The 11746-nt window shown below is 35.6% G+C and carries 10 protein-coding genes; 6 read left to right on the plus strand and 4 right to left on the minus strand.

Annotated features, from left to right (window positions below):
• Positions 1-311 precede the first annotated feature (311 nt).
• Positions 312-572 carry a zinc ribbon domain-containing protein gene (locus RTP52_RS03140; RefSeq protein WP_312100701.1) on the plus strand — a complete coding sequence of 87 codons (261 nt, stop codon included), beginning with the start codon at positions 312-314 and terminating at the stop codon, positions 570-572.
• Positions 573-709: 137 nt separating this feature from the next.
• On the opposite strand, the gene RTP52_RS03145 is transcribed toward RTP52_RS03140, so the two are convergent.
• The 3 genes from RTP52_RS03145 to RTP52_RS03155 form a co-directional block, all read right to left on the minus strand.
• Positions 710-1813: an LCP family protein gene (locus RTP52_RS03145; RefSeq protein ID WP_312369195.1), complete on the minus strand. Its 1104-nt coding sequence runs from the start codon at positions 1811-1813 to the stop codon at positions 710-712.
• 382 nt (positions 1814-2195) lie between these two features.
• Positions 2196-3980: an ABC transporter ATP-binding protein gene (locus RTP52_RS03150; protein WP_312369197.1), complete on the minus strand. Its 1785-nt coding sequence runs from the start codon at positions 3978-3980 to the stop codon at positions 2196-2198.
• A complete protein-coding gene (locus tag RTP52_RS03155; protein ID WP_312100710.1) occupies positions 3967-5733 on the minus strand; it encodes an ABC transporter ATP-binding protein in 1767 nt (588 codons plus the stop codon). The genes RTP52_RS03150 and RTP52_RS03155 overlap by 14 nt, the downstream gene beginning before the upstream one ends.
• A 364-nt stretch (positions 5734-6097) precedes the next feature.
• Between RTP52_RS03155 and RTP52_RS03160 the strand changes: the two genes are divergently transcribed.
• The 4 genes from RTP52_RS03160 (at position 6098) to RTP52_RS03175 (ending at position 9798) form a co-directional block, all read left to right on the plus strand.
• Positions 6098-6895 (plus strand): ABC transporter ATP-binding protein, encoded by a 798-nt coding sequence (locus RTP52_RS03160; RefSeq protein ID WP_312369199.1) that lies wholly within the window; start codon positions 6098-6100, stop codon positions 6893-6895.
• A 42-nt stretch (positions 6896-6937) separates the two neighbouring features.
• Entirely contained in the window at positions 6938-7741 is an 804-nt protein-coding gene (locus RTP52_RS03165) for an ABC transporter permease (RefSeq protein WP_312369201.1), read from the plus strand.
• Between the two features lie 310 nt (positions 7742-8051).
• Positions 8052-8828: an ABC transporter permease gene (locus tag RTP52_RS03170; RefSeq protein ID WP_312100715.1), complete on the plus strand. Its 777-nt coding sequence runs from the start codon at positions 8052-8054 to the stop codon at positions 8826-8828.
• A gap of 118 nt (positions 8829-8946) precedes the next feature.
• Entirely contained in the window at positions 8947-9798 is an 852-nt protein-coding gene (locus RTP52_RS03175) for a M23 family metallopeptidase (protein WP_312369203.1), read from the plus strand.
• A 634-nt stretch (positions 9799-10432) separates the two neighbouring features.
• On the opposite strand, the gene trhA is transcribed toward RTP52_RS03175, so the two are convergent.
• Positions 10433-11104, minus strand: coding sequence for a PAQR family membrane homeostasis protein TrhA (trhA, locus tag RTP52_RS03180; RefSeq protein ID WP_312100721.1), 672 nt, complete (start codon positions 11102-11104; stop codon positions 10433-10435).
• 308 nt (positions 11105-11412) lie between these two features.
• Between trhA and RTP52_RS03185 the strand changes: the two genes are divergently transcribed.
• Complete coding sequence (locus tag RTP52_RS03185; protein WP_312100729.1) at positions 11413-11598, plus strand: DUF951 domain-containing protein; 186 nt, start codon at positions 11413-11415, stop codon at positions 11596-11598.
• The last annotated feature ends 148 nt before the right edge of the window (positions 11599-11746 follow it).

An 11746-nucleotide genomic window follows, 5' to 3' on the forward strand; every position in this document is an offset into this window, starting at 1 on the left:
AAAATTAGGAATCTTTAATCAAGGTAATTTAAAGTGTAACTGCATGCTATGGAAAGTATTACTTTAATGAAGTTCCTGCTCATTAAAATGCTGTCTGATAGAATCAGAAGAAGTTGATTTCCTGAAAATTTTTATTCGTTAGGTGAATTTTTATCGAGAGTTTTATTATGATCAAAAAGATGTTTTTTAATATGACATATGTTGTCATATTTCTGTATCTATAATATAACTATAAAACTAAGGTATCGTGCTTCATAGGTTTTATAAAAGTTTCATGAGTAAAGAATAGTAGATTAAAAAAGGAGGCTTATATGGAAGGAAAGGTATGTCAATCATGTGCTATGCCACTTACAAAGGAAGAGGAGTTCGCAACAAATGCGAATGGCAGTAAGAATGAGGAGTATTGTATTTACTGCTATAAAGATGGAAATTTTGTATCAAATCAATCAATGGAAGAAATGGTAGAGTTTTGTATTCCCTTTGTCTATAAAGAAGGAGAGGGGAAAACAGTCGATGAAGTGAGAAAAGATATGCTCACTTATTATAAGACACTGAAACGTTGGAGTGAATAGTCTTCATTAATCGCTAAAAAAGAGATGAGACCTTAATAAAATGGTAAATATCCTTGATAAGGGGACCACTTTATATAGGAATCATCTCTTTTAAAATTTTTATTATGCCAAGCCACTTAGTTTACCTATGTGATAAGTTATTCATAAAGAAAACGATATAACTCTTCGATATTCTTGTCCCAATCGAGTACCAATGGATAAGTAACACCTTGATATGATTTTGGATCATTAAACATACCATCTACAGGAATTCTTAGGGTATCAATGGTATTGATACGATTCTCAATTACAGTACTGATAATAGTTTCAATTTGGTCTTTTGTAATATTGGTTGTAACATCACCCATCCATTTATTTGCCTGTCTTGCTGTTTTGAAAATATTCTGAGATTTTACTTTATCAAAGATAGCGTTCATTGCTCTTCTATGACGAACAGTACGACCATAGTCGTTGTTTGCTCCTCCTAGTGTTTTAACTTTACGAACACGGCAATAGCCAAGTAATTGGTTACCATTTAATGTATTTACTCCAGCTTTTACAGTACGATATTCAGGATTTGAGATATAATTCGTGCGCCTTAAATACTTTGCTTCCTCTTTACCGAGTTCAATCGTTACACCGCCAATGCTATCCACAATTTGCTCAAACGATTCAAAGTTTACGGAGGCATATGCATCGATATGAATTTTATAATTTTCTTCAATCGTTTTTACTAATAGCTCTACTCCGCCTTTCGCGTAGGCAGCATTTAACTTAGTGGACTTCCACCCAGGAATTGAGACGTAGGTATCTCTCATGAGAGATACTAATTTGACTGTTTTTTGGTTTGAGTTAATCGAAGCGATCATCATACTGTCTGTGTTCTTAGCTCCTCCGATTTCTTCAATACCATACAAGAGTATATTGAGTACGCCATCTTCCTGACGTCCAACAATTACATTATTATTTTGATTCATAGCCTCTGTTGCCTCATCATCATGATCAAGAGCGCCGTAAACATAGCTACTTGCCATATGATAGAGAAGCCCTCTACCAAATCGGGTACCAAAAATCAATAAAAAGAGTGAGCCTACGATAATAAAGGCAGCGAGACATCTTTTTAATACCTTATTTGTTTTTTTCTTCTTTTTAAGTTTCGAGCGCTTATTAAAAGAAACAGGTTGCTGTTTTTGCATTTTGTCTTCTGACTGCTCGTCCCAAATGTTTTCTATCGGATCGTATGAGGTTTTCTTATTGTTCATCTTATGAAATCCTTTCTTAATGATAGGTAATTATCGTTATAACGTTCGTTTGTGGCAAAACTATGTTTAAGTTATGAATTAGTTGTAACATATCCAAAAAGTATTATTACATTATAACATATATCTTAAAAATATTGACACGAAAAGCAGAGCGCAGTGGCAATGAGGTTATGACAAGTAGCGTAAGCGGATTGCGAATATCCGCTTTTAAATATCATAACATATACAAATACAAAGAGAAGTAGGTTATTTTAAGGGAATTATAACTCCATAAAATAGCTACTTCTCTCTGTATTTCGGTCACAATAAAGTAAAGCGGATTCCGAGTATCCGATTTTACTTCATGGCAAGTGATTAACTTGCTTAATTCATCTTGTTTTAGTTATCTTAAGAAATCATACTGTGACATGTAAAGGTCATAGTATTTACCTTTCAGATCCATCAATTCCTCATGGTTACCAAGTTCTACAATCTGACCACCATCGACATACATAATCTTGTCTGAGTTTTTAATGGTGGAGAGACGGTGAGCAATGATAAAGGAGGTTCTACCTGACAATAGTTTTGCCAATCCTTCTTGTAATAGTATCTCAGTTTCTGTATCAATACTGGAGGTTGCTTCATCTAAGATCAGTATCTTTGGATCTGCAAGTAAGGCACGAGCAAAGGAAATTAATTGTCGTTGACCGGCGGATAGGCGGGAACCTCGCTCATTTACCTCGGTTTCATAACCATTCTCTAATCCCATGATAAAGTCATGGGCGCAAACAGTTTTAGCAGCTGCAACAACCTCTTCGTTCGTAGCCTCCATATTACCATAACGGATATTATCCATAATAGTACCGGAGAAGATAAAGCTATCTTGAAGCATAACACCCATTTGCTTTCTTAAGGATTTGATGGTTACGCTGTTAATATCTATTCCATCGATTCGTAGTTCTCCAGAATCAAGATTATAAAAGCGACTGATTAAGTTAATAATGGTGGACTTTCCAGCTCCGGTAGGACCAACAATTGCATAGGTTTCCCCTGGTTTTACATGAAAACTAACACCATTTAAAATAGGAACGCCATCTTCGTAGCTAAAAGTTACATCCCTAAATTCTACATCACCGACAATTGGTGGCATTTCAGTTGCACCTTCATTATCTTTTACCGTAACCTCCTCATCAATCGTCTCGAAGATACGTTCAAGATATGACATAGCGGTTAATAAAGAGTTATAAAAACTTGCTAAGGTGTTAATCGGAGCCCAGAACCTACCTATATAAGAGGTAAATGCAATCAGTACACCAGTCGTGATTCCTGCAACACCGTTTGTAATCCAGCTAACGCCCAGAACATAGATTGCTGCGGTGGTAAGGGTTGAGATATTATCTATAGCTGGCCAAAGCATAAAGTTATAACGAACAGCATTCATCCAAGAAGCGCTATAACCTTTGCTAAGATTATTGAATATCTGAATATTTTCACGTTCTCTTACGAAACTTTGAGTTACGCGGATACCATTAATACTTTCAGCAATATAGGCATTTAAGTTTGAAGATTTGTTACTTTGGATCTGCCAAGCAACACGTTGTTTGGTTTTAATAAAAAAGATTAAAGCCATTAATACTGGAAGACCTATCATGCATATTCCGGTAAGCCTTACGTCAATCGATAACATAAACCCAACGATAAAGAATAGGCTGAACAGATCGGTAATCGTATTGACAATACCGTTACTTAAAAGATCACTTAAACTATTTACATAGTTAACAACACGTACCTGAATCTTTCCATGCGGACGATCATCGTAATAGGAAAATGGTAGCTCCTGCAGATGAGTAAAGATATCAGAACGAATTTGATGAATGATGTTTTGACCAAGCTTCGCTGTAATATTTACCTTAAGTCTAAGATTAATCATATTTATAATATTAATCATTAATAATAAGAAGCAAACACCAACGATTCCAGCGACATTTTTATTAGGAATAAAATTATCAATTATCTGCATGAAGAAAAGTGGTACTAACATTCCAAGAGCACTGGAGGTCATCATTAATAAAATGGTAATTACCATATCCTTACGGTATGGCGATATATAAGACCCAAGTCTTTTTAAGTGTTTTATATTAAACTCAGAATCTAAGGATTCATCAATGTCATATTTATTTCTTGCCATGATTAGTGCCCCCTTTCGGTGAGTTTATCGAATCGAAATCACCATATTGATGATGAAATACAGTATAATAATAACCCTTTTTTGCTACTAATTCATCGTGAGTTCCTGCTTCTTTTATGGTACCTTCATCAATTACTAAAATCAGATCGGCATCCTTAATGGAGGAGATTCGATGAGCAATATAAAATACCGTGTGGCGATTCTGAATCGAATGCAGAGCTTCTTGAATCACGGATTCTGTTTCCATATCTACTGCAGAAGTCGTATCATCAAGAATAATAATTGCAGGGTCTTTTAAGATTGCTCTAGCAAGTGAGATACGTTGCTTTTGGCCACCGGATAATCCGACACCACGTTCACCAACAATCGTGTCATAACCTTCTGGCATCTGCTTTATAAAATCATCTGCATTCGCAAGTTTGGCAGCACGCTCCACCTCTTCAAAAGAGCAATTTGGTTTTCCGTATGCGATATTACCTTCAATTGTATCGGAGAATAAGAATACATCCTGCATAGCCATACCGATGTTGCCACGCAAGCTATAAAGTTCATAATCCTTAACATTAACGCCATCCACTGTGATTTCGCCAGAAGAAACGTCATAAAAACGGCACAAAAGATTCATAAGTGTTGATTTTCCGGAACCGGTAGCTCCGATAATACCAACCGTTTGACCTGATTTTACATGAAAATTAATGTTCTTTAAAATTACGTCATCTTCACTTTTATAATAAACGTGTGAGAACTTAATTTCACCTTGTAACCTATCAATTTTATGAGGTTTTTCTGGATCTGAAACGTCCGGATCTTTATTAATTGTATAATAAATACGTTCCACGGAAGTAACAAAGCGCTGAAAATCGTTTGCAAGCCAACCAGCCATTCGTAGAGGGTTATTAATCATCCATAGATAACCACTCACCGTAATTAATTGACCTACAGTGATGGTTTCTTTGATTGCCATAATACCACCAATGAGATAAAGTACGAATAAAGAAAAATTTGCAAAGAATTCAAAAAATGGAATGTACTTACGCCATTGTGCTGTTGCATTTAATTCTGCCTCGCGATAGCCATCGTTTTCTTTCATGAATTTTTCGATTTCATAATCTTCTTTGGCAAATGCCTTTACTACACGATTACCACTGATATTTTCCTGAACCGCAGTATTTAAGCTGGAAAAATGTTTTCTTATGTTGTGAAACGCTGGTTTAATTGCTTTTAACTGTTTCCTTGTGGTATAGGCTGTTAATGGTACGATGGCTATTAAGCATAACGCTAAACGGTAATCTACCGTAAAAATCATAGTCATAGCAAATAAAAATAACAAGGAGTTCTCGTAGATGGAGTAGGTAACATAGGCCACGAAATGACGAATGGCATCCATATCTCCAGTTTGTCTGGACATTAATTCACCAGTACGGTTCTTGTTGTAGAAATTAAAATCCTGCTGTAAGAAACGACGGTATACATAATCTCTCATAGAAAATAGCATGCGTTGTGAGGTGGTTTCAAATAGAAAGAGATAACAGTACTTCATGATGGAGCGGATAACCGTAGTTCCAATTAAGATAATTACCAACTTCCACAGAAGTTCGTACTCGCCTTCCTTAATCACTCGGTCAACAATAAGACCGGATACATAAGGGTTTACAATAAACATGGCGGTTGATACGGTTACCATAAGAAATGCGATGATAAGCCGCAGTCGATACTTTTTTAGAAATGAGAAAAACCATTTCATTGGTGTCATGGATAAGTCCTCCTAAGTAATTAAAGCTTTTGTTGTGTACTTTCATTATAGTTACATGAAAATAAAATGAAATGTATAATTTTATGGTTTTCATGTACATTATTCACGCTACGGTTATACACGTAACCACACATTGGTACTTTAGCACATTAAATTGCATTTGTAAACGGACATTATGGTAATATTTACTTGTTTTCTTGACTATATTACATAATTGTGATAAAATGTAATTTCCTGCATGAATACATGTGTGAGTGCACAGATGCAGAAAAAATTTCATACCACGGAATTTTCTTGGCAAAATCCAAGAAAAGTCAGCCGCTTGGCAAGATATTTTATAATATTACTACCAGGAGGAACAAATATGATTGAAGTGGAACACATTTCTAAAACCTTTCGAGTGAGCAGAAGAAATTCTGGATTCAAAGAAGCAACAAAAGCGTTGTTTCACCGTGAATACGAAGAATTGAAGGCGCTCGATGACATCTCTTTTACGATAGCTGACGGTGAAATGGTTGGCTATATCGGTCCCAATGGTGCAGGGAAAAGCAGCACCATCAAAATTTTAAGTGGAATCTTATATCCGGATTCCGGTACCTGTTTCGTAAATGGAAGAATACCTTGGAAAGAACGAAAGGCTCATGTGAAAGACATCGGAGTCGTATTTGGGCAACGCTCACAGTTATGGTGGGATGTCCCTGTCATTGATTCTTTTGAACTTTTAAAGGATATTTACGATATTCCTTTGACTACTTACCGGAATAATTTAGAGGAACTGATTACGCTTCTTAATTTATCTCAAATTATGAAAACCCCAACAAGACAATTATCGCTAGGACAGCGTATGCGCTGTGAGATAGCGGCCTCTCTTCTCCATGAGCCAAAGATATTATTCTTGGATGAGCCAACGATAGGACTGGATGCAATATCAAAGCTTGCAGTGCGTGATTTTATTCGGAAACGAAATGAAACGCATAAAACGACGGTCATCCTGACGACACATGATATGCAAGATATCGAAGCTTTGTCGAAACGAATTATCCTGATTGGTAAAGGAAAACTCTTGATGGATGGAACGCTTGACGAATTAAAGGCTGTAAAAGCAGAGGATTCGATCGACAAAGTAATTGCTTCGATGTATCGGAAATATGACATCGCATAATCAAAGAATAAACACATAACGAATAAAAGAGTGGAGGAAGATATGAAAAAATATGTTTCTTTTTTTCGCATGCGGTTTTCTACGGGTTTGCAATATCGTCAGGCAGCCATTGCGGGAATGTCAACCCAGTTTGTATGGGGAGCTATGGAAATTTTACTATTTAAAGCGTTTTATGAGGCGGATCCGTCCGCTTTTCCAATGGAGTTTTCGGCACTTACTTCTTACATCTGGCTACAGCAGGCGTTTTTAGCGCTTTATATGATGTGGTTTTTAGAGCGGGAAATATTCGATTCGATTACGAGTGGAGGCATTGCATATGAATTATGCAGACCGCTTGATTTATACTCGATGTGGTTTGCTAGGAATATTGCAAATCGTCTATCAAAAGCAGTACTTCGATGTATTCCGATATTGCTTCTTGCAGCGTGCTTACCAAAACCATATGGCATGAAGCCCCCAAGAAGTTTCATTATATTTATATTATTTTTAATTTCTATGGGTCTTGCGCTGGTTGTTACAGTAGCATTTAGTATGATTTTATACATCCTATGTTTTTATACGATTTCCCCGCTTGGAATACGTATGGTTGCGTTTTCTTTGGTGGAATTCTTCTCAGGATCAGTCGTTCCATTACCTTTTTTACCAGATGGAATAAGACAAGTGTGTGAGGTGTTACCATTTGCCTCGATGCAAAATGTACCATTTCGAGTTTATAGCGGTGATCTTTCTGGAACAGATGGATATGGTGCAATCTCATTACAACTTTTCTGGGCATTTGCTTTGATAACTTTTGGTAAATGGTTATTAAAAAAAGCGCAGAATAGAGTGGTTGTACAAGGAGGGTAGTGTGAAGAGAAGTTCTAAGGCGCCAAAAGACGCCGCCTAAGAACTTCTAAAACTTCACACGGGAAGAATGAACATGAAATCCATTGGAATTTCATGTTCATTCTTCCGGATGTGTGGCTTACCATGTGTAATTCTTGGCGTAAACCTTCGGTTATGCCAAGAATGAGAAAGCATATTGGAGTATGAAAAAACAAGGTTTTTCACTTTGTAACTTGCTTTGCAATTCACTGTGTAGACATTATGCCAGTAGCCCAATATTTGTGGGCTATGAAAGATATGGTTATCAGTATGAGGATAGGAGGTAGAAAGGATGAATTTATATAAAAAATATTTTGGTATACATTTTCGTAGTGCGATGCAATATAAAGTATCGTTTTTATTAACTACGATTGGGCAGTTTTTAGTATCATTTAATATATTTTTGGGTATATATTTTTTATTTGCGAGATTTTCATCTGTAAAAGGATATACTTATCAAGAGGTCATGCTTTGTTTTGCTGTAAATATTATGGCTTATTCTTTAGCTGAGATGTTTGCAAGAGGCTTCGATACGTTTCCTTCGATTATAAATAATGGGGAATTTGATCGTATTTTAGTTCGACCGAAAGGAATTCTTTTACAGGTGTTATGCAGCAAAATAGAATTTACGAGAATTGGTCGTATGATTCAGGCTGTCGTAATGTTTGTTTACGGCGTTAAAACAAGCGGGATTACATGGAGTGCTGATAAGATAATCACAGTATGCTTTATGGTAATTGGAGGAACTGCACTTTATAGTGCACTATTTCTTCTGTATGCAGCGGTAAGTTTCTTTACAATAGAAGGAATTGAAGTGATGAATATTGTCACGGATGGTGCAAGAGAATATGGTAAGTACCCATTTGACACGTATGGAAAAACAGTATTAAAAATAGTAACATATCTTGTTCCATTTGCATTATTTCAGTACTATCCTTTTCTCTATTTATTAGGTAGAAACACAGATCCAGTGCTTATTATCCTACCTCTTGCTTCTGCATTTTTTTACTTGCCTTGCTATCTTTTTTTTCATATTGGATTAAAACATTATAAATCGACAGGATCTTAAGGAAACTACGGACTTGTGGCTGTAGCTTATGTATAAAAAGCACCTCTTAGGACAAAATATACTTGAGGCATACGAAATGCTTATCATATTCTAACCTAGAAAGGTAGGGGTGCAAACAGTGAAAAAACAAAAGTTAAGCGAAATGGCCAAAAAGAAAGTAGTGTATGCAACATTATTGGTGGGAGTATTTGTTGTTGTCGCAGTTGCCCTAGTAACCATGACAGCAAAAACAGGAGGACAAAAGGATAATAATTTGATAGGTCTTGATGATCCTGAAAATCAAATAGCTGACATCGATAAGAACAATGCAAGTATAATTGATGGCACATATGCAGTAGATCAAGAAGATGATGAGAAAAACCCTTCTGATGTTGCAACACAGCCAGATGATGGTAGGACAGTTCAGGACACAGCAGATAATACGGTAGAAGAAACGACCCAGAAGGATAATACAGCACAGATTTCAACAACTCCTTCGGATACCACAAAGAAGGATACCCCAGTTGATACAAAACCGGTAATGCAAAACACAGCAGAAAACTTAAAGTTTGACAAAGCACAAGGTTTAGAAATACCGTTAGTAGGAAATGTTATTCTTCCATATAGTGTTGATAAAATGGTATTCCATGCAACCTTAAAACAATACAAGACAAATCCTGCAGTCCTTATTCAGGGACAAATAGGAGCTCCGATTAAGGCAGCAGCAAAAGGTATTGTTACTAGAATCGTAGATGAGCCATACACAGGAGTTACAATTACTATGGATATCGGAAGCGGATATAAGCTTGTCTATGGTCAATTGGAAAAAAATGAGCACCTAAAGGTTGGAGATGTAGTGGATGCTGGAAAAGAATTTGCAAAGCTTGCAAAGGTAAGTAAATTCTATTCTGTAGAAGGTGAAAACTTATACTTCCAAGTATTAGAGGGAGATAGCAGTTTAGACCCTATGACCTTATTTAAAGAAGAATAAGAAAGTAGCGAGTCCTGTTTGTAAATCGTTGAGTAAAGAAATCAGTCTGTGAGAAAAGTAAGTTCTAGTGAAATCGAACACTTGATTGGATAGTGTAAAAAAATCTATCCAACCAAGTGTTTTTTAAATTAAAGCAATAATTTCTCGACTTTTGCATATAATAAGTTATGGAAGGTGGTAAACAAGTGGTACATATCTAAAAAAATTAGCAACCGAACTCTTCCTACGTTCTTTTTCATGCGACAGAATAACAGCAAAAGGGTTATTGTAGTCAAGATGCTGTGGATGTCAGTAGATTCCGATCTATTGGATATGCTTGGAGGTCCCCCCTCCCGGATTACCACTTATTAAAAAACCACTATGTTCGGTTGCTTGACATAGATCAAAGGGTGCTGCCCACACAATCGGTTACGACAGGTTGTTTGGGCAGCACCCTTAATTATTACACGGAAATAGGCTTGCCAATTCATATTGTTTATGACAAAAATGTGTTGTTTCTTATTCGGTAAATATAATAAAAAAATTAAGTGTGAAATAAAGAGCATTTCACACTTTTTAATCATGATAAGAATACTTTAAGAAGCTGTTGCTTTTACTGCCTATGGCACATGTAATGGTTGTTAGTATAAGTAATCTATACTAAGTAATACATCAAGATATAATGACAAAGTGTACCTCCAATGCAAAATAGATGGAATATTTCATGTGAACCAAAATTTTTATGACGTCCATTGAAAATTGGAAGCTTTAATGCATAGATTACTCCGCCTATAGTGTAGATAATTCCACCAGCTAGAAGCCACAAGAAAGCAGGTCTTGAAAGAGAGTTTATTAATTGTGTGAAGGAGAAGATGCAGCTCCATCCCATTGCAATATAAATAGTTGAACTTACCCACTTTGGACAGTGAATAAAGAAAAGTGCTTGGAATATTCCAAGGAGTGCAAGAGCCCAAATGATGATAAAAAGAACAAGACCTGTTTTATTTCCCAGAGCGATTAAGCAGATAGGGGAATAGGAACCGGCAATTAAAACATAAATCATCATATGATCTATTTTCCTTAATTTTATATTAATCTCTGGGGAGATATCGAAGGAGTGGTATATCGTGCTTGCACTATATAATGAGACAACTCCAAGTAGGAATAATATCATGGACAATAACGGAATATAGCCCGGCATATGATATGCTTTTAGTAAAAGCGGAGGCGTGGCAATTAATGCAATAATAGTAAAGATAAGGTGCGAAATAGCACTTCCTGGATCTTTAAATTTGAATTTGGCTGTAGCTTGTCTTTTCATGTCCATAGTAGAATCAACCTTCTTTCTTTTTATTCTGGTAAATTGTTTTTTAACTTAAGAATACCAATGTTATCCATGGTAATAAGTAACCTATATAATAGCAACTGATAATATTATATGTAGTAATCAATACTATATACTATGTATGATAATACTACATTGAAAAAGAAATAGCAATACATTTTTTTCATTCCCTTTCATTACTTAGAGAAAGAAGATGTAGCCTTGCTGATGGAACTTTCGTATGCTATAATAGTTTTAAATTTTTACAATACAGTTATGTGCGGAATAAGGAGGAGCAGGGGTGATTAGTGATGGATTTAAAAGTTGGTGATGGTATTAAAATGAAAAAACCACATCCATGCGGAAGTAATGAATGGGAGATTCTTCGAGTTGGGATCGATTTTCGTTTGAAATGCAAAGGTTGTGGGCATCAAGTAATGCTTCCAAGAAAACAGGTAGAGAAGGGAATACGCCAGGTAATACCTGGAGAAAAATAATAATAGATAAATAATAATAGATAAATAATAATAGAAAAAAAATAATAGAAAAATAGTAATAGATAAATAATAATAGAAAAATAGGATTGTAATAAAAATAGGATTGTAATAAAAATAGGATTGTAATAAAAATAGGATTGTAATAAAA

The organism is Lachnoclostridium sp., assembly GCF_031997925.1.
Classification (GTDB): domain Bacteria; phylum Bacillota; class Clostridia; order Lachnospirales; family Lachnospiraceae; genus Lachnoclostridium.